This is a genomic window from Streptomyces sp. TOM-9, assembly GCF_056858595.1.
Genome location: NZ_JBXEQB010000001.1, coordinates 2,129,855 through 2,152,716 on the forward strand (window position 1 = coordinate 2,129,855; position 22,862 = coordinate 2,152,716).

Consider the following 22,862-nt stretch of genomic DNA (forward strand, 5'->3'; position numbering starts at 1 on the left):
TGTTCACAATCGTCCGCGGAGTGATCGACCGTGCTCGATCAGGTGCGCCCACGTGCGGGAACGCGTCACCGTGATGCCCCCGGCACATGCCGGACCGGTAGCGGTACGACGGCCTGTCAGGTGCATTCCCCGGGGACGTACCGCGGGCGCGGGAACCGGGGGCACGAGGCCTCCGGGGCGCGCCCGGCCGGGTGCGCCGGCAGCCCGTCGCCGTGGACGGGGCGGGCTGCCCGGCGCGCGCCTGTGGGCTTCCGTCAGGTGAGGTCGAACTCGCCGTCGCGGGCCCCGAGGACGAAGGCCCGCCATTCCGCCGGGGTGAAGATCAGCGAGGGCCCCTCGGGGCTCCGGCCGTCCCTCATGGCGATGTAGCCTTCGACGAAGGCGATCTGGACGTCTCCTGTGCCCTGGCTGCTCGACTGCCATGTTGCATTGGCCAGATCAAGCTGCGGCTTCTTCCCGTTGGCCAACGGCGATCCGATCGTGCTCTCGGCCACGTCCGCTCTCCTCCCGACTCCGTCGTCCGGGCCAGCCTAGCGACCGTGCCGGGGCCCGGACAGGTCATGGAAGAACCTGCCCGGACCCGGTACCGGTTCATGCCCGCTTCACTCTCCGGGGTGCCCGGATCCGACCACCCACATGGCGAAGAACTGCGAACCCCCGCCGTACGCGTGACCCAGCGCCAGGCGTGCGCCGTCCACCTGGTGGCCGCCCGCCGTGCCGCGCACCTGGAGGGCGGCCTCGGCGAAGCGGATCATCCCCGAGGCGCCGATCGGGTTGGTGGACAGCACACCACCCGAAGGGTTGACGGGCAGGTCGCCGTCGAGCTCCGTCACCCCCGACTCGGTGAGCTTCCAGCCCTCGCCCTCCTGGGCGAAGCCGAGGTTCTCCAGCCACATCGGCTCGTACCAGGAGAAGGGCACGTACATCTCCACGGCGTCGATCTGCCGCCGCGGATCGGTGATGCCCGCCTGCCGGTAGACGTCGGCCGCGCAGTCGCGTCCGGCCCGGGGGCTGACGAAGTCCTTGCCCGCGAACATCGTGGGCTCGCTGCGCATCGCCCCGCCGTGCACCCAGGCCACCGGTCCGGGGGCGCGGCGCCCGCCGGCGCCGTCGGTGAGCACCATCGCGCAGGCGCCGTCGGAGGACGGGCACGTCTCGGAGTAGCGGATCGGGTCCCAGAGCATGGGCGAGGAACGCACCTTCTCCAGGGTGATGTCCTTCTCGTGCAGATGGGCGTACGGGTTCCTCAGCGCGTTGCGCCGGTCCTTGTACGCGACGAGGACGCCGACGGTGTCGGGCGCGCCGGTGCGCCGCATGTAGGCGCGCACGTGCGGCGCGAAGAACCCGCCCGCCCCGGCCAGCAGGGGCTGCTGGAAGGGGACGGGCAGCGACAGCCCCCACATCGCGTTGGACTCGGACTGCTTCTCGAAGGCGAGCGTCAGGACGGTGCGGTGCACCCGCGCGGCGACCAGGCTGGTCGCGACGAGCGCGGTGGAGCCGCCCACGGAGCCCGCGGTGTGCACCCGCATCATGGGCTTGCCGACCGCGCCGAGGGCGTCGGCGAGGTACAGCTCGGGCATCATCACGCCCTCGAAGAAGTCCGGGGCCTTGCCGATGACGACCGCGTCGACGTCCGCCCAGGTCATCGAGGCGTCCACCAGGGCACGCTGCGCCGCCTCGCGGACGAGTCCCGCGATGGACACGTCGTGCCGCGCCGAGGTGTGGTGGGTCTGGCCGACGCCGACGACCGCGACGGGCTCCTTGCCGGTCACCGCGCTCATCGGTCCTCTCCTTCCAGGACGGCGACCAGGTTCTGCTGCAGGCAGGGCCCGGACGTGGCGTGGGCGAGCGCGCGGCGGGACTCGCCGCGGTGGATGCGGGCGGCGGCCTCGCCGAGCCGGATCAGGCCGGCGGCCATCACGGGGTTCGCGGCGAGCGGGCCGCCCGAGGGGTTGACGGCGACCTCGTCCCCCAGGGCGAGTGCCTTGCGGAGCACGACCTCCTGGGAGGTGAAGGGGGCGTGCAGCTCCGCGGTGTCGACGGGTGCGTCGAAGGCCCCGGCGCGCTGCGCGGCCAGCCGGGCGGAGGGTGAGTCGGTGAGGTCGCGGACGCCGAGCGCGTGCGCCTCGATGCGGTGGTCCATGCCGCGGATCCAGGCGGGGCGTTCGCACAGCCGCCGGGCGGTGTCCCCGGCGGCCAGCACGACAGCGGCCGCGCCGTCGCCGACCGGCGGGCAGTCGCCGCGGCGCAGCGGCCGCACCACGTACCCGCCCTGCGGCCGGTCGCCGGACTCCTGGGCGTACGGATTGCTCCCGGCGGCGGTCCGGCTGCGGCGGGCGACGGCGGCGAGCGCGCTTTCGTCCGTGTCGCCCGCGTCGATCAGGGCCTGGGCCTGGAGCGCGGCCAGCGCGACGGAGTCGGGCCACAGCGGTGCCAGGTAGTAGGGGTCGAGCTGGCGGGTCAGCACGTCCCGCAGCCGCCCCGGCGAGGACTTGCCGTAGGAGTAGACCAGGGCGGTGTCGGCCTCGCCGGTGAGGAGCTTGACCCAGGCCTCGTACAGCGCCCAGGCCCCGTCGGTCTCCACGTGCGACTCGGAGATCGGCGGCCACGCCCCGACCCCGTCGAGCGCCATGGTGAAGGAGAAGGCCCGCCCCGCCAGGTAGTCGCAGGAGCCCGAGCAGGTGAAGCCGATCTCCCCCGCGGTGAGGCCGACCTGGCCCAGCACCTCGTGCAGCACCGGCATCAGCATCTCGACCTCGGAGAGGGTCGCGCTGTCGCGCACGTGCCGGGTCTGGGCGAAGGCCACGATGGCCACGTCCCGGCGCGCCTGCCCAGTGGTCGCCGTGGTCACAGCAGCTCCTTGTAGGTGTCGTAGTCGGCGTCGGGCTCGCCGGTGGGCCGGTAGTGGTCGGGGTAGCTGCCGTCGCCGGTCCAGACGGGTTCCACGCGAAGGCCCATGCGCACCTGGTCGTACGGGATGCCGCCGATGCGTCCGTGCAGGGCGAGGCCGGCGCCGTCGAGGGCGATGTGGGCGTAGACGTAGGGGACCTCGATGTCGACGCCCTTGGCCTTGATGTTGACGATGCAGAAGGTGGTGACCGTGCCGCGCGGGCCGACCTCGACCTGTTCGTCGGTGGCGACGCCGCAGGTGGGGCACGCGCCCCGGGGCGGGACGTAGACCTTGCGGCAGGAGGGGCACCGCTCGCCGACGGTGCGGTGCCCGGCGAGGGCGGCGAGGTAGCGGCTCTGGGCCCGGCCCGGGGCGTAGGTGTACTCCAGCCGGGCGGGCACGGTGATGCCGGTGACGGGTTCGGCGAACGCGCCGGTGTGCGCGGTCGCCACGGTCGCCCCTGCGGTGTCGTCGTCCGCGGCGGGTTCGAAGCACGCGATGTCGGTGACGGCGCCGGTGCGCCGTCCGGCCCAGCGGACGCGGACGCGCATGCCGGTGCGCACCGCCTCCGGGCCGGGTGCGTCCAGGACGTGCAGCAGCGCGGTGTCGGCGCCGTCGAGGCGGACCAGGACCCAGGCGAAGGGCGTGGCCAGCGGCTGCTGCGACCGCGGCGACGGGTTCCAGGCCCAGGTCGTGACGGTGCCGGTGGTGCCGACCTCGACGAGCTCGCGCAGTTCCTCGGCGGTGACCGGGTCGTACTCGACGGGCGGCACGAGCACCCGCCCGTCCCCGGTGCGCACGCCGAGGACGGTCCGCTCGCGCAACCCGGTGAGGAAGGCGCTCTGCACCGGGCCGAGGGAGCGGGTGAAGGGGAACTCGACGACGAGGGGCGCGGTGAGCGGTTCGGGCATGGCGGTGATGACCTCCCGTGTCAGGCGCGGCGGTAGACGGGCGGGCGCTTCTCGCCGAAGGCCCTGGCGCCCTCCTTGGCGTCGGCGGTGGCGAAGACGGGCCCGCCGCGCTCCAGTTCGGACCTCAGTCCCTCGGCCTCGGTCATCTCCGCGGTCTCGTAGACCGAGGCCTTGACGGCCTCGACGGCCAGCGGACCGTTGGCGTTGACCAGTGCGGCGATCTCCAGCGCCCTGTCCAGCGCGGTGCCGTCGGGGACCACGTGGCCGATCAGCCCGATCCGCTCGGCCTCGGCGGCGGTGTAGGGACGGCCGGTGAGCAGCATCTCCAGGGCGTGCGTACGCGGTATCTGGCGGGCGAGGCGGACGGTGGAGCCGCCGATGGGGAAGAGGCCGCGGCGCACCTCGAACAGGCCGAAGACCGCGCTCTCGCCCGCGACGCGGATGTCGGTGCCCTGGAGGATCTCGGTGCCGCCGGCCACGCAGGGGCCCTCGACGGCGGCGATCACGGGCTTTCGGGGGCGGTGGTGGCGCAACATCGCCTTCCAGTGCAGGTCGGGGTCGGCGGTGAGCCGCTCGCGGTACTGCTGCCCCGCCATGCCGCCGTTCGCGGCGAGCGCCTTGAGGTCCATGCCGGAGCAGAAGGCTCCGCCGGCGCCGGTGAGGACCACCGAGCGGATCGCGTCGTCCTGGTCGGCCTCCAGCCAGCCGTCGTGGAGGCCCACGAGCATCGGCAGGGAGAGCGCGTTGCGCGCCTCCGGCCGGTTGAGGGTGAGTACGAGTGTCGCGCCGACGCGCTCCACCGTGAGGTGTTCGGTGCCGCCCATCGCCGTCCTCCCGCGTCGCGTACCGGACCTAGAACAGGTTGCAGTAGGCGCAGGTCGAGTTCAATACTTTTCTGACTGTCAGTCAGATTCTTGCCGCGGGACCCCTTCACAGCCCCCCTGCGGGGTGCTCTGATGACCGGCTGGGAGCCGGACGCGCCCGGTCCCCCGGCCCCGGTGAGGAGGAGCCGTGGAGTACAACCTTGCCGACCTCTTCGAGTCGGTCGCCGACACCGTGCCCGGCCGCGAGGCGCTGGTGCATCTCGACCACCCCGGCACGGGGGCCGAGCGCCGGCTCACGTACGCGCAACTCGACGCGGCGGCCAACCGCCTGGCGCACCACCTGGCGGACCACGGCGTCGCCCCCGGCGAACACGTGGGCCTGCACCTCCTCAACGGCGTCGAGTACCTGCAGACGGCGCTGGCCTGCATGAAGATCCGCGCCGTCCCGGTCAACGTCAACTACCGCTACGTGGCGGACGAGCTCGTCTACCTCTACCGCGACGCCGACCTCACGGCGCTCGTCTTCGACGCCGGGTTCACCGGGCGCGTCGCGGCGGCCCTGCCCCGTACCGAACGGCTGCGCCACCTGGTACGGGTCGGCGACGCACCACCGGACGCGCCCGGACCCGCCGTCGCAGCGGTCGGCTTCGCCGACGCCGAGGCCTCCGGATCGCCCGCCCGCGACTTCCCCGCCCGCTCCGCCGACGACCGCTTCATCATCTACACCGGCGGCACGACCGGCATGCCCAAGGGCGTCATGTGGCGCCACGAGGACCTCTTCTTCTCCGGCATGGGCGGCGGCGCCCCCACCGGCGTCCCCGTCTCCCGCCCCGAGGAACTCGCCGAACGGGTCGCGGCCGGCGGCGAGGGCCTGGTCTTCTTCCCCACCGCGCCGCTGATGCACGGCACCTCCACGCTGACCGCCTTCATCGGCTTCCACTACGGCCAGAAGGTCGTCGTCCACAGCAAGTACGCGCCCGTGGAGGTGCTGCGCACGATCGAGCGCGAGAAGGTCACCAGCGTCTCGCTGGTCGGCGACGCCATGCTGCGCCCCCTCGCCGACGCCCTGGCCGGACCGCTCAAGGACACCGACGTCTCCTCGCTGTTCAGCCTTTCCAGCTCCGGCGCGATCCTCTCCGAGACCGTGCGCGCGCAGTTCCAGGCGCTCGCCCCGAACTGCATGATCCTCAACAACTTCGGCTCGTCCGAGTCCGGCTTCAACGGCACCGCCACGGACGACTCCGGTCCGCGCAGGGGCTTCCGGCTGCGCGTCAGCGCGCACATCGCCGTCGTCGACCCCGCCTCCCTGGGGCCCGTGGCCCCCGGTGAACCGGGGCGCATCGCGCTGCGCGGCCACGTGCCGCTCGGCTACTACAACGACCCCGGCAAGACCGCCCAGACCTTCTTCGAGCGCGACGGCGAGCGCTGGGTGCTGCTCGGCGACATGGCCACCGTCGACGACGAGGGCATCGTCACCGTGCTCGGACGCGGCTCGCAGTGCATCAACACCGGCGGCGAGAAGGTCTACCCGGAGGAGGTCGAGGAGGCGCTGAAGGCCCACCCCGACGTGTACGACGCCCTGGTCGCCGGCGTCCCCGACCCGAAGTGGGGCCACCACGTCTCGGCCGTCGTCCAGCTGCGCGAAGGCGCCCCGGCGCCCTCCCTGGCGCAGATCCAGACGCACTGCCGGGCCCGTCTCGCCGGCTACAAGGTGCCGCGCAGCCTCGTCATCACCCCCCTCATCCAGCGCTCCCCCAGCGGCAAGGCCGACTACCGCTGGGCCCGCGAGACGGCCGCCCAGGGAGCGGCCGGCGGCCGAACACCGAGGTGAGCCGGGCGCGGGGGCACCAGATGGCCGCGAGCCCCTGCGCACGCGCGGCGGGGGTACTTAAGGTGTGCCCATGACGCGTCTCGAGCCCCAACGCACCGCACTTGTCGTGATCGACCTGATGGAACGCATCGTGGAGCTGCCGTTGGCTCCGCGGTCCGGCGAGGAGGTCGTGCTGGCGTCGCTGGGACTCGCGACGGCCTTCCGGGAGGCGGGGGCGCCGGTCGTGCTGGTGCGCGTGGAGCGCCCCGGGGTCGACGAGCAGCCGCCGGGGAGCGAGCTCGTCGAAGGGCTGGAGCGGGAGGGCGACCTGGTGGTCGTCAAGCGGACCGTGGGCGCCTTCCACGGCACCGGCCTGGACGGGGAGTTGCGGGAGCGCGGCGTCGGCACCCTCGTGATCGCCGGCATCGCGACGAACATGGGCGTCGAGTCCACGGCCCGCGCGGCCGCCGACCACGGGTACGCACTCCACTTCGCCGAGGACGCGATGACCGCACTGAGCGCGGCGGAGCACGAGGCCGCCGTGACGCTCGCCCTCCCGCGCTTCGGGACCGTGGCCCCGGCCGCGGAGCTGGCGAAGGCCCTGTGGAGCTGATCGGCGCGGGCCGCGACGCCGACGTCTACGCCCTGGACGGCACGCGGGTCCTGCGCCGCTACCGGCACGGCGGTTCGGCCCACGAGGAGGCCCGCCTCATGGCCCACCTCGCCGGCGAGGGGTTCGCGGTGCCCCGGGTGCACGACGCGGACGGCACCGACCTCGTCATGGACCGCCTGACGGGGCCCACCATGGCGCAGGACCTGGCCCGCAGGCCCTGGCGGGCGTACGCCCACGGACGGTTGCTGGCCGGGCTGCAGGCGTCCCTCCACGCCGTCCCGGCGCCCGGCTGGCTCGACCGCCGCTTCACCACCGGGGATCCCGCCCGGGACCGCGTCCTCCACCTGGACCTGCACCCGGAGAACGTCATCCTCACCCCGGAGGGACCGGTGCTGATCGACTGGAGCAACGCCGCGGCGGGCGACCCCGCCGCCGACACCGCGCTGACCGTCGCCATCCTGCGCGGCGTCGGCCTGGGCCCCGTCCGGAACGTCGGCCTGCGCGTCTTCGTCGCCGGGTTCCTCCACGCCGCCCCCGCCGACCCGGCGCCGAGAATGGCCGAGGCGATCGCCGCGCGCCTCGCCAACCCCAATCTGCTGCCCGCCGAGGAACACCGACTCCGGCGCTTCGCCCGCCGCGCGCCACACGGCAATTGACTCGCGGACCCTCCGGCACCGCCCCTAGCCTGGGCCGATGGCCCACCAGGTGATCGTGCTCAACGGCGGCTCCAGCTCCGGCAAGACGGGCATCGCGCGCTGCCTGCAGGCGGTGCTCCTGCCGGACCCGTGGCTGACCTTCGGCACCGACACGCTCGTCGACGGCCTGCCCGCCGGGCTGCGGGGCTCCGGGGCCGGCGCGGGCATCGGCTTCGGTGCCGACGGGAGCGTGTCGGTCGGCGACGTCTTCCGGGCCCTGGACGAGGCCTGGACGGCCGGCGTCGCGGCCATGGCGCGGGCCGGTGCCCGGATCGTCGTCGACGAGGTGTTCCTCGGCGGCCCCGTCTCGCAGGACCGCTGGCGGCGGGCCCTGGACGGCCTGGAAGTGCTGTGGGTCGGCGTCCGCTGCGCCCCCGAGGTGGCGGCGGGCCGGGAGATCGCCCGGGGCGACCGGGTGCCGGGCATGGCGGCGGCGCAGGCGGAGGCGGTCCACCGGGGAGTCGTCTACGACATCGAAGTGGACACGACACGCATGGAGTCCATGGAGTGCGCGCGGGCCGTCGCGGCCCATGTGTCACCTGTGTGACGTACCCGACTCCGGAGGGGACAGACCGCTGGTCCGTGTGCTTGCATGGGTCCATGCGCACGAACATCTGGAACCTGGGCCCCCTGTGGCCGGGACGCCGTGCGCACCACTTCGACCAGAGCTGTCGCCGGGGCTGACCTCCGTAGCCCCGACCACCCCATGACCTGCCCCCGCCCAGGCGGGGCACGTCGTGTTCCCGCTCTGGAGCCCTTCCCATGGCCCTGCACCACCGGGCGAGCGGTCCCACCCCGCTCGTCCTCCCCCAACTGCGCGCGCTCGTCCGCGGCTACGCCGCCGCCGTCGAGGCCGGTGTGCACCTGCCCGTCCACCTGCCCGACCGCCGCTGGTACACCCGGCTGCACCAGGACCCCTACGTGGACGTCTGGCTGATCACCTGGCCGTGCGACACCTCCACCGAACTGCACGACCACGCGGGCTCCCTCGGTGCCCTGACCGTCGTCGGCGGCACGCTCACCGAGCACCGCTGGCTCCACGACGAGCGGGGCCACGGCAGCATCGCGACCCGCGAACTCGCCGCGGGCGGCGGCGCGGCCTTCCCGCTCGGGCACGTCCACGACGTCGTCAACGTCTCCGCCGCGCCCGCGGTGAGCGTGCACGCCTACTCGCCGCCCCTGACGGCGATGTCGTACTACGCGGTCGACGCCGCGCGCTCGCTGCGGCGCACGCGTACCGTGCTGACGGACGAGCCGGAGCCCTCCGCGGTGCCCCGCGCCGTCCCCCTGTCACGCACCCTGGCCGTGACCGCGTCCGCGTCCACGACCGCTCCGGAGGCCGTCCGATGAACCCGTCCGCCACCGTCAGGTCCGGCATCGACCGGATGCTCGACCGCGCCCGGGCCCGGCTGGACCGGGTCGGGCCCGACGACGCGGCGGCCGAGATCGCCGCGGGCCAGGCACTGCTGGTCGACATCCGCCCGGCCGCGCAGCGGGCCCTGGAGGGCGAGTTCCCGGACGCATTGGTGATCGAGCGCAACGTCCTCGAATGGCGGCTTGACCCGCTGAGCGACGCCCGCGTCCCCGAGGCCACCGGCCACGACGTGCGCTGGATCGTGGCCTGCTCCGAGGGCTACACCTCCAGCCTGGCGGCGGCCTCGCTGCAGGACGTCGGCCTGACCCGGGCCACCGACCTGGAGGGCGGTTTCCAGGCGTGGCTGCGGGCCGGGCTGCCGGTCAAGGGCGGGGCGCCGGAAGAAACCCCCTGACCTCGGCGAGGAAGTCCGCCGGGCGCTCCTGGTGGACCAGGTGCCCCGCCTCCACCGTCACCAGCCGCGCCCCCGGCACCCGGGCCGCGACGGCAGCGATGCCGTCCTGGGGGACGTGGCTGGCCGCCCCGCCGGCGAGGACCAGGGTGGGGCAGTCGATCGTCGCCAGCAGGTCCCACCAGCCCGGGTCGGGGGCGTTGCGCCAGCGGTTGACGGCCGCGATGACCCGCCAGTCGCACGTCTCGTCCCCCTCGGGGCCGGACGGCACGGCCCGCGGCGGCACCTCCGGGTCCGGCGGCACGGGCTCCTCCAGGACGAGGGCCGTCAGCCGGGGCGACGACTTCGCCGCCACCAGGTAGGCGACGACCGCGCCCATCGAGTGCCCGGCCAGCACCACCCGCTCCGGGCCGAGGGTGTCCAGGAAGGCCACGACGTCGTCGCGCATGGCCTCGAAGGCGTAGTCGCCCGGCCAGTCGCTGGCGCCGTGGCCGCGCAGGTCGGGCGCGTACACCCGGTGGGCCGAGGCCAGCGCGGGCGCGACCGGCTGCCAGTCGGCGCCGTCCGAGCCGCGTCCGTGGAGCAGGACGAGCGGCGGCGCGTCCGCCTCGCCCCAGGCGCGGTAGGCCATCCGGATGCCGTTCACCTGCACGGTGTGGAGATCGCTCACCCGGGCGACGCTACCCGCCGCCGGGAGACCTCACCCGTCCGGGCGTCACCCGTTCCGGTCCGCCCGCAGCGAACGGCCCCGAACGGTCCGCTCCCGCGGGCGTCAGTGCGGGACGACGGCCACCGGGCAGGCCGCGTGGTGCAGCACCGCGGCCGCCACGGGGCCCAGGTGCGGGCCCGCGCCTCCGTGCCGGTTCCGGCACCGTCCGACGACCAGCAGCGAGGCACCGGCCGCCGCGTCCACCAGGGGCTGCGCGGCGTTGCCCGCGGCGACCTCCTGCGTGATCTCCACACCGGGCGCCTTCTCCTGCCACGGCGCGAGGGCGGCCTGCACCGCGTGCCGCTCCGCCGCCGAGATCTCCGCGCCGCACGTGGGGTCCATGGCCGCGGGGACGTACCCGTACGTCGGCGGGTACGACCACGCGTGGACCACCCGCAGCTGCACCCCGCGCCGCCGCGCGTCCTCCACCGCGAAGGCGATCACGTCGTCGGCGCCCTTCCGCAGGCTGAAGCCCAGCACCACCGGCCGCCGGTCGTCCCCGTCCCCCTCGTCCTGGCCGGTGCGGACGACCACGACGGGACCTTCAGCGCGGGCCAGCGTCGCCTGCCCCACGGACCCGAGGAGGAAGCCGCTGAGCCCGCTCAGCCCCTGCGAGCCGAGCGCGAGCAACTCGCTGCGGCCCGCCTCCGCGACCAGCAGCTCCGCCGGCGGGCCGTCGGCCACGTCGGTCGTCACGGGCAGGTCCGGATACCGCTCGGCGAGGTCCTGTGCGGCGTCGCGCACCACCGCGTCGCCGTACGGGTGTCCCCCGGCGTGCACCAGGCGCAGCGGCACCGATCTCCGCAGTGCCTCCCCCGCCGCCCAGTGCATGGCGGCGTGGCTTTCCGGCGAGCCGTCCAGGCCCACGGTGACGGGTCGGGTCATCGGATGTGCCTCCCTCGCCTCCACAGTAGGCGCCGCCGCCCCGCCCGGCGCCCCGGCGGACACGGCCGCCCGGGCCGTACGGGGCCGGGCGGCCCCGCGGTCACAGCGGCCGCGCGCGGCCCTCCCAGTACGGGTCGCGGAGCCGGCGCTTGTAGAGCTTGCCGTTGGGGTCACGCGGCATCTCGGCGACGAAGTCCACCGAACGGGGGCGCTTGTAGCCCGCCAGGCGCTCCTCGCAGTGGGCCAGGACAGAGGCGGCCAGCTCCGGCCCGGGCGCGTGGCCGGGGGCGGGTTCGACGACGGCCTTGACCTGCTCGCCCCAGTCGTCGTGGGGGATGCCGAAGGCGGCCGCGTCGGCGACCGCGGGGTGGCTGAGGAGCGCGGCCTCGATCTCGGCGGGGTAGACGTTGACACCACCGGAGATGATCATGTCGATCTTGCGGTCGCGGAGGTAGAGGTAGCCGTCCTCGTCCAGGTAGCCCAGGTCCCCGACGGTGAAGAAGTCGCCGATGCGGCTCGCCCGGGTCTTGGCCTCGTCCTTGTGGTAGCGGAAGCCGGGGGTGTTCATCTTGATGTAGACGGTGCCGAGTTCACCGGGCGGCAGCCGGTTGCCGTCGTCGTCGTGGACGGCGATCTCGCTGATCGGCCACGCCTTGCCGACCGTGCCGGGCTTCTTCAGCCACTCGGCGGCGGAGGCGAAGGTGCCGCCGCCCTCGCTGGCCGCGTAGTACTCCTCGACGCACGGCCCCCACCACTCCAGCATGGCCCGCTTGATGTGCTCGGGGCAGGGCGCGGCGCCGTGGACGGCGTGCCGCATCGAGGAGACGTCGTGGCGGCTCCTGACCTCCTCCGGGAGGGCCAGCAGCCGGTGGAACTGCGTCGGCACCATGTGGGTGTGCGTACAGCGGTGGACGTCGATCAGCCGCAGCATCTCCTCGGGCGTCCACTTGTCCATCAGGACGACCGGGTGGCCGATGTGCAGCGCGGCGCCCGCGAACTGCAGCACCGCCGTGTGGTACAGCGGCGAACAGACGAGGTGGACGTTCCCGTCGAAGGGGCGGATGCCGAAGATGCCGAGGAAGCCGCCGAGGTGGGTCTCCTCGGGGGGCCTGCCGGACAGGGCGCGCCGGATGCCGCGTGGGCGGCCGGTGGTGCCGGAGGTGTAGTTCATGACCCAGCCTGTGGTGCGCTCCCCGGGCGGGGTGCCGGGCATGCCGGCCTGCAGGTCCGCGTACGGGCGGAAGCCGTCGATGCCCGTGGCGCCGACGGCGTACCGGCGTGGCCCGGGCAGTCCCGCCTCGTCGGCGGCGGCGCGTGCCTGGTCGCCGAAGCGCTCGTGGGCGACGAGCACCTTCGCGCCGGAGTCGGCGACGATCCAGGCGATCTCGGACCCCACCAGGTGGTGGTTGACCGGGACGAGGTAGAACCCGGCCTGGAAGGCGGCGAGGTACGCCGTGAAGAACTCGGCGCCGTTCGGCAGCACGACCGCGAAGGCGTCGCCGGTCCGCAAGCCTGCGGCGCGCAGCCCGTGGACGAGGCGGTTGGACTCCTCGTGCAGCCGCCGGGCGCTCCACCGGTCGCCGTCGGGAGAGGTGAGCACGACCCGTTCCGGGTCGGCGGCGGCCTGGGCCCAGAACCCGTTGGGGGCGTTCGCCGTGGTCGGTGTCATGGGTGCCGCCTCCTCAGGTGCGTCCGGCGATGCGGTTGATGCGGTCGACGGCCCGCTCGAAGCCGCGGGTCAGATCGTCGAAGACCGCCTGGACGCTGCGCACTTCGCGCATCTGGCCCACGATCTGGCCGACCGGCGTGCCCAGCAGCGGCTCCACCTCGTACTTCTGGATCCGGGTGATCGCATCGGCGACCAGCAGGCCCTGCAGGGGCATCGGCAGCGCTCCGGGCCCGGCCGGGCCGTCCCAGGCGTCGGTCCACTCGGTGCGCAACTGGCGGGCCGGTTTGCCGGTCAGGGCGCGCGAGCGGACGGTGTCCCCCGAGCCGGCCGCGAGGAGCTTGCGGACCAGGGCGGAGGAGGGGAGTTCGGCCTCCGTGGTGGTCAGCCACACCGAGCCCAGCCACACGCCCTGGGCGCCCAGCGCCAGTCCCGCGGCGACCTGCTCACCGGTGCCGATGCCCCCGGCGGCGAGCACGGGCAGCGGGTCCACGGCACGGACGACCTCGGGCACCAGCACCATGCCGGCGATCTCACCGGTGTGGCCGCCGGCCTCGTAGCCCTGCGCGACGACGATGTCGATGCCCGCCTCCTGGTGGTGGCGGGCGTGCCGGGCGCTGCCGGCGAGGGCGGCGACGGGGACGCCCCGGTCGTGGGCGCGCCGTACGACGTCCGCGGGCGGGGAGCCCAGCGCGTTGGCGAGCAGGCCGATCGGGAAGTCGAAGGCGACGTCGAGCTGCGAGCGGGCCACCTGTTCCATCCAGCCCGTGATGCGCCAGCCGGTGGGGTCGCCCGGCTCCAGCTCGGGCACGCCGTGCTTGGCCAGCACCTCGCGTACGTACTGGCGGTGCCCCTGCGGGATCATCGCCTCGACGTCCGCCTCGGTGACGCCCTCGACCTTCTTGGCCGGCATGACGACGTCCAGCCCGTACGGCCGGCCGTCGGTGTGCGCCTCCATCCACTCCAGGCCGCGGGCCAGTTCGTCGGGCGCGGTGTAGCGCACCGCCCCGAGGACTCCCATGCCCCCGGCCCTGCTGATCGCGGCCGCGACGGCGGGGAACGGCGTGAAGCCGAAGATGGCGTGCTCGATGCCCAGCCTCTTGCTCAGCTCCGTCTCCATGGGGGCAGGATGCCCGAGCGGACCGGCCGGGGGAAGAGATTTTCTGATGCAGCGTCAGATTTTAGGGAAGCACGCCTCTCCCCATCCGCCGTCGCGGAGGTCCCGGACGACCACCCTGCCGGGCCCCGCGGGCCCCGCACAGGCGGGCTCGCACGGATCGAGCCGTCCGGGCTCCCGGGTGAGGGCGGCGCCCGGCCCGAAGTACCCCTCGTCCAGGGCGAATTCCCACCGGCTCCCGCACCCGGTGGGCACCGCCTGCTCCAGCGGCGCCGAAACGGGCCGCAGCCCCGCCAGCTCCTGGCGGAAGCCTCGGCCGCCGCACCACGTCTCCACCACCGTGCGCGTGGTCAGCGCCGCGGCGGCGGCCGGCAGGAGCCACTCGGGGCCGAGCAGCGAGCCGAAGTACCCGGGGGCGGGCCCCTCCTGCCCTTCCCAGGAGTGCAGCTCGTCGAGGGTCACGGTGAAGGAGAGGTCACCGGTGATCTCGACGAGGCCGTTCAGGGAATGCGACGGGGCGACCGCCGTCGCCGGGTGCAGGACGTGCCCGGCGACGGCGGACAGCACGGCGGTCGGCAGTCGCGGATCGCCCTGCCCGTACCGGAAGTACATCCCCGGCCGGGCCCGCACCCCCGCGTCGAAGTCCGGGACGGTGATGCGCGAAGCGTCGTACGACTTCCCGGTCATGGCCGCAGGCTACCTGCCGCCCGCCGCTGCGGGTCAGGCCTCGGACCGGCCGAAGTAGTGGCCCTCCGCCAGGTCCTGGAGCAGCGCGGGGTGCTCCGGGCGCCAGCCCAGGAGCTCCCTGGTGCGCGCGTTCGACGTCGGGTTGTCGAGCGTCGCGAAGCCGGACAGGAAGCCGAGGTGCTCCTGCGCCGCCTCGCGCGGCACGCTCTTCACCGGGACGTCCAAGCCGCGGCCGATCGCCTCGGCGATCTCCCGGAACGGGATGCCCTCGTCGCCGACCCCGTGCAGCCGCGAGCCCGCCGGCGCCGCTTCCAGTGCGAGGCGGAACAGGCGCGCCGCGTCCAGGGTGTGGACGGCGGGCCAGCGGGTGGCGCCGTCCTCCACGTACGCCGAGACGCCCTTGTCGCGCGCCATGCCGATCAGCCGCGGGACGAAGCCGTGCCGGTCGGACGGGCCGTGCACGGACGGGGCGAGGCGCACGACCGACGACCGGACCCCGCGCGCGGCGAGCGCCACCGCCGCGTTCTCCGCCTCACCACGGGGAGATGCCGGGGCCGCCGCCTCGTCCTCCGTCCCGGGGCTGCCCGCGACGGCGGAGGCGAGCATCAGCGTGCCGGAGGTGATCACGAAGGGGCGTCCGGAGCCCCCGAGCGCGTCCCCCATCGCCTCGACGGCCCGCAGGTCGGTGGCGACCGCGCCCGCGTAGTCGGAGAAGTCGTGGCCGAAGGCCAGGTGGATGACGCCGTCGGCCTCCGCGGCGCCGCGGCGCAGGCCGTCGAGCTCCTCCAGGCTGCCGCGGTGGACCCCGGCCCCCGCGGCCGTCAGGGCGGCGGCGGAACGGTCCGAGCGGGCGAGGCCGACGACCTCGTGCCCGGCCGCGAGGAGTTCGGCGACGACGGCGGTCCCGATGTGTCCGGTGGCGCCGGTGACGAATACACGCATGCTGCGATCCTTCGATGAGGTGGTGTGGTGCCGCCCCCTCGCGCGGTGCCGGCGGCGCGGTCGGGGGCGGTCTCCATCGTGCGGGCCGGGAACACCCGCGGTCCAAGGCCCGTTCTGCACGGCGCAATGCGTTCCGGGCATCACCCCAGGTGGAAAGGGTCGGGGCGGACTAGGCTGGGCGTCATGTCCGAGTCCTCCTCCGCGCCGCCGGACCTCGACCTGCGGCTCGTGCGCTACTTCACGGCCGTCGCCGAGCACCGGCACTTCGGCCGGGCCGCCGAGGCGCTCCACGTCACCCAGCCGTCCCTGAGCCGGCAGGTCCGCCGCCTCGAGCAGCAACTGGGCGCGCGCCTGCTGGACCGCACCCCGCGGGGCACCGTCCTCACCGAGGCCGGGGAGGTCTTCCTGCCCCGCGCCAGGGCGCTGCTGCGCTCCGCCGCGAGTGCCGCGGCCGAGACCCGCGCCGCCGCCCGGCCCAGCCGGATCACCGTGGGCTACACCGCGGGCCTCATCGTCACCCCCGCGGTGCGGGAGCTGCGCCACCGGCATCCCGACGCCGACGTACGCACCCAGCACGTGCCCTGGAACGAGGCGAGCGCGGCACTGCTGGACCACCGGGTGGACGCGCTGGTCACCCGGCTGCCGTTCCCCACCGGCGGGCTGCACGTGACGGTGCTGTACGACGAACCCCGGGTGCTGGTGGTGCCGCTGGACCACCGCCTGGCGGGCAAGGAGTCCGTCACGCTCGACGACATCGCCGGCGAACCCCTGCCCCGGGTACGGCAGTCCGACCCGTCGTGGAGCGCGTTCTGGCGCATCGACCCCCGGCCCGACGGCAGCCCCGCGCCGGACGGTCCCCTCATCGACGCCGTCGAGGACAAGTTCGAGGTGGTCGCCGCCGGGCAGGCCGTGACCATCTCGGCGGGCGTCCGCGGCGGCCTGCGCCCCGACCTCACCGCGATCCCCCTCGAAGGCGTCGAGCCGAGCCACGTCGTCCTGGCGACCCGCGCCGGCGACGGCAACCGCCTCGTGGCGGCCTTCCGCAAGGCGGCGCAGTCCCGCCTGACCGGCCGCCCCTGAACCCGGAACCCCGCGCGCGGACACCCGGGCACGCCAAGAGCGCAGCCCCCTGCGGTCCCGCGGGCACTTCCGCCGAAGTGGTGCGGCGGCCACCGCCGAAGCCGCGGCGGCCGGGACGAACTCCGCCGCGGTGCTCACCGCCGCAGCCTCGTCCCAAGCGCGCTCGCAACCCCGACCAGCGCGGACGAACCGGCGGCCCACCGCTCGGGAAACCCGATGCCACACAGCCGCCTCCACGGCGGCGGTGCGGCCGCCACCGCGGACTCCGCCACGGCGTCCGCCGCGCCGGCTTCCCACGGGCCGCCCCTGAACCCGGAACCCGCGGCCGACCGCCGCAACCGGGTACTCGGCGCGCCAAGGCCACGGCGCCGCGAACGCCGCCGACGCAGGCTCGCCGGAGGCAGGCCCGGCCGGCCCCTCCTCCGCGACTCCGGACCCGCAGCCGGACGCCGCGACCGACTGCTCGACACGCCGCTTCCACAGAGGCGGAACAGCAACCACCGCCGAAGCCGCCCTCGACAAGCCCGGCGAGCTCCGCCACGGCGTCCGCCGCGCCGGCTTCCCACCGGCCGCCCCTGAACCCGGAACCCGCGGCCGACCGCCGCAACCGGGTACTCGGCGCGCCAAGGCCACGGCGCCGCGAACACGGCCGACGCAGGCTCGCCGGACGCAGGCCCGGCCGGCCCCTCCTCCGCGACTCCGGACCCGCAGCCGGACGCCGCGACCGACTGCTCGACACGCCGCTTCCACAGAGGCGGAACAGCAACCACCGCCGAAGCCGCCCTCGACAGGCCCGGCGAGCTCCGCCACGACGTCCGCCGCGCCGACTTCCCACCGGCCGCCCCTGAACCCGGAGCGCCCGCCCGGACAGCCGCGACCCGGTACCCGGCGCGCCAAGGCCACGGCGCCGCGAACACGACCGACGCAGGCTCGCCGGACGCAGGCCCGGCCGGCCCCTCCTCCGCGACTCCGGACCCGCAGCCGGACGCCGCGACCGACTGCTCGACACGCCGCTTCCACAGAGGCGGAACAGCAACCACCGCCGAAGCCGCCCTCGACAGGCCCGGCGAGCTCCGCCACGGCGGCTTCCCATCGGCTGCCTCCGAACCCGGAGCGCCCGCCCGGACAGCCGCGACCCGGTACCCGGCGCGCCGGAAGGTCGGCCGGTGGGCCCTGCGTCCCCGGAGTCGCACGGGTCAACCGGTCGTACGGTCAGCCGGGCAGCCCCAGCTGTTCGCGGCAGCGGGCCCGGTCCTCGTGGCTGGCCACCGTGTCGGGGTGCTCCGGGCCGAGGGTCCGTTCGCGGGCCTGCGCCACGGCCTCGTGGAGGGCCAGGGCCTCGCGCCAGTCCCCCAGCCAGCCCAGGGCGACGGCGATCTCGCGGCGGCTGACGAGCGTGTCGGGGTGGTCCGCGCCGAGCATGCGGGTGCGGACCGCCGCGACGTCGCGGGCCTCGGCGAGGGCGTCGCTCCAGCGGCCGAGGCGGCCGAGGTTGACCCCGAGGCCGTGCCGGGCGCGGAGGGTGTCGGGGTGGGCGGGGCCCGACACGCGGGTACGGAGGGCGACGAGGTCGGTGTAGACCTCGTGGGCCTCGGCGCCCAGGCCCATCCGCCCCAGGCATATGCCCAGTTCGTGGCGGGTGGCCAGGGTGTCGGGGTGGTCGGCCCCCAGCAGTCCCGCCCGGATCGCGGCGACGTGGGCGTAGGTGGCGCGGGCCTCCGGCCAGCGGTCGAGGAGCCCGAGCAGATGGCCGACCTCGCAGCGGGTGGTGAGCGTGTCGGCGTGGGCGGGGCCCAGCACGCGGGTGCGGGTGTCCGCGACCTGCGCCGCCAACGCATACGCCTCCTGCGTGCGGCCGAGCAGCCCGAGCGTGACGGCGAGGTTGTGCCGGCAGTGCAGGGTGTCGGGATGGTCGGTGCCCTGCCGCCGTTCGCGGGCGGCGAGCACCGTGGTGTACCCCTGGCGGGCCTCCTCGTGGCGGCCGAGCCGTCCGAGGGCGTAGGCGGCCTCCTGGCGGGCGGCGAGCGCGGCGGGGTGATCCGCGCCCAGGGCCTGCGCCCGGGCAGCGGCCACCTCCTCGTACGCGCGCAGCGCCTCGGCGTGGCGGCCGCCGCGGCTGAGGCACAGGGCGAGCTCGTAGCGGCTGGTGAGCGTGTCGGGATGGGTGGCGCCGAGCAGCCGCTCGCGCTCCTCGGCGACGGCGCGGTGCGACCGTTCGGCCTCGGACCAGCGGCCCAGCCGGGCGAGTCCGACGGCCGCGGTGTGCCGGCTCGCCAGGGCCGCGGTGCCGTGCATGCCGGGCGCCCCCGACCGCAGTTCCAGACGGCGCGCCCAGGAGGGCAGCCCTGGCTCGGCGCAGGGGCGGCCGTGCCCGCCCTGCCCGCCCTGCCCGCCGTCCCGGAGCGTCTTGAGCCGGCCGGCCACGTCGGCGGCGCTCTGCGGGCGGTCCTCCGGGTTCTTGGCGAGCAGGTCGAGGACGAGCTGCTCCAGTTCCCCGGGCAGGTCGGGCCGGTGCTCGCGCGGCGGCCGGGGCGGGGTGTCGCGGTGGCCGACGAGGACGGCCCAGGTGTCGTCGAGGTCGAAGGGCGGGGCGCCGGTGGCGATCTCGTAGAGGACGCAGCCGAGCGAGTAGAGGTCGCTGCGGTGGTCGATCCCGTCCTCGCCGCCGATCTGCTCCGGCGACATGTAGTGCGGGGTGCCCATGGCGACCCCGGTGCCGGTCAGCCGCGAGGTGAAGCCGATGTCGTGGCCGAGGCGGGCGATGCCGAAGTCGCAGATCTTCACGTCGCCGTCGGCGAGCCGCATGACGTTCGCCGGCTTCAGGTCGCGGTGCACGATGCCCCGGGCGTGGGTGTACGCCAGGGCCGCCGCGATCTGCGCGGCGATGTCGGTGACGTCGGGGAGGGGCAGCGGACGGCCCTCGTTGTCACCGAGCAACTGCCGCAGGTTGCGGCCCTCGAGCAGCTCCATGACGAGGAAGAGCACGCCCTCGCTCTCGCCGAAGTCGTGGACGACGGTGACGCCGCGGTGCTGGAGCGCCGCCGCGACCCGTGCCTCGCGGCGGAAGCGCTCCCGCAGCACCCGGTGCACGGAGGGGTCCAGTGAAGGGCTCGTCGGTTTGAGGCACTTGACCGCGACCTCCCGGCCCAGCGACTCGTCCAGCGCCTTCCAGACCTCGCCCATACCGCCGCGCCCGATCCGCTCCCGCAGCCGGTAGCGGTCGCGCAGCAGTGTTCCCCCGTCGTACCGACCTGCCGTCATGGTGTGCGCCGCCCCCGGTCGTCCGCCTCTCCCCGCACCCAGTATGGCCGCGGGGGGCACGCTTGGGGACCCGCCGTTACCCCAGGGAACGCGCCTGTTCGCGCAGCCGGTGGGTGGACGGGTGCGTGCCGGGGCCGAGGCGCCCGACCGCCTTGAGGATGTGCCCGGGGGGCAGTTGCCAGCGCACGTAGGAGGGGACCGTGCGCAGCAGCAATCCCGTGCCGCGCAGCCGCCGCCCGGTGACCGGGACGGCCGGGGCGGGCCGCCCGTACAGCTCGTGGGCGAAGGGCGGCAGCGCGGCGTAGGCCAGTGCGGCGGCCCGGCCCCACACGGCGAACCGCAGGGGCAGCAGCGCCCAGGGCACGGGCGGCCCCTGCAGGAAGGCGAAGACCTCCAGGGCCTCGGGGGTCGCGGCGAGCTCCGGCCGCACCTTCTCGCAGTAGGCGGCGAGCGACTCGGTGTCGCCGGGGACCTCCGCCGGGTCCAGGCCCACCAGCCGAGCGGCCTCGCGCTGTTCGGCGACGTAGGCGTCGGCCTGCGCGTCGGACAGGGGGAAGCCGGAGCGCCGCGCGACCTCCAGGTAGGAGTCGATCTCGGCGCAGTGCACCCACAGCAGCAGTCCTGGATCGTCGACGGGGAAGCGCTCGCCACTGTCCGGGTCCGTCGCGGACAGCCGGCGGTGGATGCCGCGCACCTTGGCCCCGGCCCGCTCGGCCTGCAGCGTGGTCCCGTAGGTGATCGTGCCGACGAAGTCCGCGGTGCGCAGCAGACGGCCCCACGCGTCCCGGCGGAAGTCCGAGTTCTGCGTGACGCCGCGCACCGCGCGCGGGTGCAGCGCCTGCAGGTACAGCGCCCGTACGCCGGCGATCCACATCATGGGGTCGCCGTGCATCTGCCAGGTGACCGATGCGGGCCCGAAGAGCCCGGGGTCGGCATCGCGCATCGCAGCCTCCTGTCGCCGTGCGACCACGGCCGGCCCCACCCGCGACCGGGGCGGCGGCCTCCGGCCTGGTGCCCGCAGCGCCGAGCATAGGGCCGCGCGGGGCGCCGGGTCTGCCCCGCGCGGCCCTCCCTCGGTGGCGTGTCAGCGGGCGGGCGCGGCGTCACCCGGCGGGTGGGAGCGCCGTCGCTCGATCAGGGCCAGGCTCACCGCGCCCAGGACGATCAGGCCCACGCCCGTGACGATCTGGTTGAGGGGCGCGAGACCGGCCCCAGGGTCGTCGAAGTAGCCGAAGACGAAGGGCGAGGCGACCAGGCAGGCACCGCACACGATGGTGATGACGTCACTGCCGGGCCCCCGCGTCCGGGCCGCGCGTGCGATCGCGTTGAGCAGGATGATGGTCGAGAAGACCAGGTCGACGATCCGCACGTTGTTGCCGATGGGCGTGTCGGGATACGCCAGCGCCCATCCGGCGGCGAACAGCCACCCGCCGATCAGCAGCAGGGGTGCGGTGAACAGCGAGTCGCGTATGTCGGCCGGTGGGGTCTGGGCGTGGCCCGAAGTCTGGATCCGGGTGGCGGAACGCTGAGCCAGGGACATGGTGCCCTCCCGCGGTGGGAGCAACGTCGCCCGGCACTTGGCGCACGCCTCCCGGCGCCTGTCGGCGGGGAACACACCCGCGTCCGCTCCGGGCGACGGGCCGGAGTGTGGACTCCTCTCATTTTAGGTGGGTCGCCGGGAACGTCCTGTTCTGCGGCCTCGCGGTGCCGGGCGCGGTTCAGGCCCAGATCGCCTGGGCCACGGCGGCCCCGGTGAAGGCCGCGCCGATCCCGGCGACCACGCTGGCGACGACGTTCGCGACGGCGAAGAACCGCGCCCCGGTCTCCGCCAGCCGCAGGGTCTCGTACGAGAAGGTCGAGTAGGTGGTCAGCGCCCCGCAGAAACCCGTGCCGATCAGGAGCTGGACCGAATGGGAGGCCGCCCCGTAGGTGACCGCGCCGGCCACCAGCCCCAGGACGAGGCAGCCGACGACGTTGACCGTGAACGTGCCCCACGGGAACACGGTGTCGTGCCGGGCCTGGACGGCGCGGTCCGTGAGGTACCGCAGCGGTGCCCCGACCACGGCCCCGGCGATGACGAGCACCCAGTTCACCCGTGGTTCCCCCGTCCCACGTAGCGGATGACCTCGACCTCGTCGAGGGTGACCAGCCCTTCGGTGACCAGCTCGTCGAGCTGCGGCAGGAACGCGCGGACGCGCTCCTCGTGGTCGACGATGACGACGGCCACCGGCAGGTTGTCGCTCAGCGAGAGCAGCCTGCTGGTGTGGATCAGCGAGGAGGCGCCGAAGCCCTCCACCCCGTGGAAGACGCTGGCGCCGGCCAGGCCGGCGTCGTGGGCGCGGCGGGTGATCTCGGAGCACAGCGGCTTGTGGTGCCAGGTGTCGTTGTCGCCGATCAGGATCGTCAACCGCATCGCGGTGCCGTGCAGCCGTGTCATGTCTGCCTCCGAACGATCAGGCGACGGGCCGTGTGCGCGGCGCCCCACACCGCGGCCAGGGCGACCAGCGGCGTGGCGGCGAGGTAGGCCAGCCCGGCGCCGGCGTGACCGCCCTCCACCAGGCCGTGGATGTCGACGGCGTACGTGGAGAAGGTGGTGAAGCCCCCGAGCACGCCGGTGCCGAGGAACGGGCGCACGAGCCGGTGCACGGACCACTTCTCGGTGATGACCACCATGAACACGCCGATCACGGCGCAGCCGAGCGCGTTGACACCGAAGGTGGTCCACGGGAAGGCGCCCGGCGCACCGGGCCACAGCAGGCCCGCGCCGTAGCGCGCGCACGCTCCCAGTGCTCCGCCGACCGCGACCACGCCGACGACCGGCGCCTGTTCCCGTATCCGCGCGGATCGCGGCAGGGGCGGCTGCGGCTCGACGTCGGGGGACACGGGCTCGGTCATCGGGGAGAAGGGGGCTGGTGAGGTCATGCGTCTCCTACTCGTGAGGCGCCCTGCTGCGGGCGCGTTCCGTCACAAGTAGGGACCGTTGGCGGCATCCTCACCGCGGTTCGG

The 22,862-nt window shown here is 74.7% G+C and carries 24 protein-coding genes; 7 read left to right on the top strand and 17 right to left on the bottom strand.

Annotation, left to right across the window (positions count from 1 at the left end; translation table 11 throughout):
- Positions 1 to 254: 254 nt before the first annotated feature.
- The 5 genes from AC1VWI_RS09985 to AC1VWI_RS10005 form a co-directional block, all read right to left on the bottom strand.
- The gene (locus AC1VWI_RS09985; RefSeq protein WP_018561140.1) at positions 255 to 494 is read right to left on the bottom strand and encodes a DUF397 domain-containing protein; all 240 of its coding nucleotides are present in this window, start codon (positions 492 to 494) and stop codon (positions 255 to 257) included.
- A 108-nt stretch (positions 495 to 602) separates the two neighbouring features.
- Positions 603 to 1,781, bottom strand: coding sequence for a thiolase family protein (locus tag AC1VWI_RS09990; RefSeq protein ID WP_499510604.1), 1,179 nt, complete (start codon positions 1,779 to 1,781; stop codon positions 603 to 605).
- A complete protein-coding gene (locus AC1VWI_RS09995) occupies positions 1,778 to 2,851 on the bottom strand; it encodes a thiolase family protein (protein ID WP_499510605.1) in 1,074 nt (357 codons plus the stop codon). Before AC1VWI_RS09995 ends, AC1VWI_RS09990 begins: the two co-directional genes overlap by 4 nt.
- The gene (locus AC1VWI_RS10000) at positions 2,848 to 3,801 is read right to left on the bottom strand and encodes an OB-fold nucleic acid binding domain-containing protein (protein ID WP_499510606.1); all 954 of its coding nucleotides are present in this window, start codon (positions 3,799 to 3,801) and stop codon (positions 2,848 to 2,850) included. Before AC1VWI_RS10000 ends, AC1VWI_RS09995 begins: the two co-directional genes overlap by 4 nt.
- A 20-nt stretch (positions 3,802 to 3,821) precedes the next feature.
- On the bottom strand, positions 3,822 to 4,625 hold the full coding sequence (locus tag AC1VWI_RS10005; RefSeq protein ID WP_499510607.1) for a crotonase/enoyl-CoA hydratase family protein: 804 nt from the start codon (positions 4,623 to 4,625) through the stop codon (positions 3,822 to 3,824).
- Positions 4,626 to 4,812: 187 nt separating this feature from the next.
- Between AC1VWI_RS10005 and AC1VWI_RS10010 the strand changes: the two genes are divergently transcribed.
- The 6 genes from AC1VWI_RS10010 (at position 4,813) to AC1VWI_RS10035 (ending at position 9,512) form a co-directional block, all read left to right on the top strand.
- On the top strand, positions 4,813 to 6,456 hold the full coding sequence (locus AC1VWI_RS10010) for an acyl-CoA synthetase (RefSeq protein ID WP_499510608.1): 1,644 nt from the start codon (positions 4,813 to 4,815) through the stop codon (positions 6,454 to 6,456).
- 70 nt (positions 6,457 to 6,526) lie between these two features.
- On the top strand, positions 6,527 to 7,048 hold the full coding sequence (locus AC1VWI_RS10015; RefSeq protein ID WP_499510609.1) for an isochorismatase family protein: 522 nt from the start codon (positions 6,527 to 6,529) through the stop codon (positions 7,046 to 7,048).
- On the top strand, positions 7,039 to 7,704 hold the full coding sequence (locus tag AC1VWI_RS10020; protein ID WP_499510610.1) for a phosphotransferase: 666 nt from the start codon (positions 7,039 to 7,041) through the stop codon (positions 7,702 to 7,704). The genes AC1VWI_RS10015 and AC1VWI_RS10020 overlap by 10 nt, the downstream gene beginning before the upstream one ends.
- A 37-nt stretch (positions 7,705 to 7,741) precedes the next feature.
- Positions 7,742 to 8,290 carry a chloramphenicol phosphotransferase CPT gene (gene cpt, locus AC1VWI_RS10025; RefSeq protein WP_499510611.1) on the top strand — a complete coding sequence of 183 codons (549 nt, stop codon included), beginning with the start codon at positions 7,742 to 7,744 and terminating at the stop codon, positions 8,288 to 8,290.
- 215 nt (positions 8,291 to 8,505) lie between these two features.
- A complete protein-coding gene (locus AC1VWI_RS10030; RefSeq protein WP_499510612.1) occupies positions 8,506 to 9,093 on the top strand; it encodes a cysteine dioxygenase in 588 nt (195 codons plus the stop codon).
- Entirely contained in the window at positions 9,090 to 9,512 is a 423-nt protein-coding gene (locus AC1VWI_RS10035) for a rhodanese-like domain-containing protein (RefSeq protein ID WP_499510613.1), read from the top strand. Before AC1VWI_RS10030 ends, AC1VWI_RS10035 begins: the two co-directional genes overlap by 4 nt.
- Here the strand turns inward: AC1VWI_RS10035 and AC1VWI_RS10040 are convergent.
- The 6 genes from AC1VWI_RS10040 to AC1VWI_RS10065 all read right to left on the bottom strand — a co-directional run bounded on the left by AC1VWI_RS10040 (position 9,481) and on the right by AC1VWI_RS10065 (position 15,515).
- Entirely contained in the window at positions 9,481 to 10,179 is a 699-nt protein-coding gene (locus AC1VWI_RS10040; protein WP_499510614.1) for an alpha/beta fold hydrolase, read from the bottom strand. The two genes, AC1VWI_RS10035 and AC1VWI_RS10040, sit on opposite strands and share 32 nt — an antisense overlap.
- 102 nt (positions 10,180 to 10,281) lie before the next feature.
- A complete protein-coding gene (locus tag AC1VWI_RS10045; RefSeq protein WP_499510615.1) occupies positions 10,282 to 11,103 on the bottom strand; it encodes a universal stress protein in 822 nt (273 codons plus the stop codon).
- A 100-nt stretch (positions 11,104 to 11,203) separates the two neighbouring features.
- A complete protein-coding gene (locus AC1VWI_RS10050) occupies positions 11,204 to 12,772 on the bottom strand; it encodes an acyl-CoA synthetase (RefSeq protein ID WP_499510616.1) in 1,569 nt (522 codons plus the stop codon).
- Positions 12,773 to 12,785: 13 nt separating this feature from the next.
- Positions 12,786 to 13,889 (bottom strand): NAD(P)H-dependent flavin oxidoreductase, encoded by a 1,104-nt coding sequence (locus AC1VWI_RS10055; protein WP_499510617.1) that lies wholly within the window; start codon positions 13,887 to 13,889, stop codon positions 12,786 to 12,788.
- A 54-nt stretch (positions 13,890 to 13,943) separates the two neighbouring features.
- A complete protein-coding gene (locus AC1VWI_RS10060; RefSeq protein ID WP_499510618.1) occupies positions 13,944 to 14,573 on the bottom strand; it encodes a hypothetical protein in 630 nt (209 codons plus the stop codon).
- A 33-nt stretch (positions 14,574 to 14,606) separates the two neighbouring features.
- A complete protein-coding gene (locus AC1VWI_RS10065) occupies positions 14,607 to 15,515 on the bottom strand; it encodes an SDR family oxidoreductase (RefSeq protein ID WP_499510619.1) in 909 nt (302 codons plus the stop codon).
- A gap of 183 nt (positions 15,516 to 15,698) precedes the next feature.
- On the opposite strand from AC1VWI_RS10065, the gene AC1VWI_RS10070 reads away from it, so the two are divergent.
- The gene (locus tag AC1VWI_RS10070; RefSeq protein ID WP_499510620.1) at positions 15,699 to 16,595 is read left to right on the top strand and encodes a LysR family transcriptional regulator; all 897 of its coding nucleotides are present in this window, start codon (positions 15,699 to 15,701) and stop codon (positions 16,593 to 16,595) included.
- 1,212 nt (positions 16,596 to 17,807) lie between these two features.
- Here the strand turns inward: AC1VWI_RS10070 and AC1VWI_RS10075 are convergent.
- From AC1VWI_RS10075 to AC1VWI_RS10100, 6 genes are all read right to left on the bottom strand, one after another.
- Positions 17,808 to 19,856, bottom strand: coding sequence for a serine/threonine-protein kinase (locus AC1VWI_RS10075; RefSeq protein ID WP_499510621.1), 2,049 nt, complete (start codon positions 19,854 to 19,856; stop codon positions 17,808 to 17,810).
- 76 nt (positions 19,857 to 19,932) lie between these two features.
- Positions 19,933 to 20,799, bottom strand: coding sequence for an oxygenase MpaB family protein (locus tag AC1VWI_RS10080; RefSeq protein ID WP_499510622.1), 867 nt, complete (start codon positions 20,797 to 20,799; stop codon positions 19,933 to 19,935).
- A gap of 141 nt (positions 20,800 to 20,940) precedes the next feature.
- The gene (locus tag AC1VWI_RS10085; RefSeq protein ID WP_499510623.1) at positions 20,941 to 21,396 is read right to left on the bottom strand and encodes an SPW repeat domain-containing protein; all 456 of its coding nucleotides are present in this window, start codon (positions 21,394 to 21,396) and stop codon (positions 20,941 to 20,943) included.
- Between the two features lie 178 nt (positions 21,397 to 21,574).
- Entirely contained in the window at positions 21,575 to 21,949 is a 375-nt protein-coding gene (gene crcB / locus AC1VWI_RS10090; RefSeq protein ID WP_499510624.1) for a fluoride efflux transporter CrcB, read from the bottom strand.
- Positions 21,946 to 22,293, bottom strand: coding sequence for a DUF190 domain-containing protein (locus tag AC1VWI_RS10095; RefSeq protein ID WP_499510625.1), 348 nt, complete (start codon positions 22,291 to 22,293; stop codon positions 21,946 to 21,948). Before AC1VWI_RS10095 ends, crcB begins: the two co-directional genes overlap by 4 nt.
- Positions 22,290 to 22,778, bottom strand: a complete 489-nt coding sequence (locus AC1VWI_RS10100) for a fluoride efflux transporter FluC (RefSeq protein WP_499510626.1) — start codon at positions 22,776 to 22,778, stop codon at positions 22,290 to 22,292. Before AC1VWI_RS10100 ends, AC1VWI_RS10095 begins: the two co-directional genes overlap by 4 nt.
- Positions 22,779 to 22,862 lie beyond the last annotated feature (84 nt).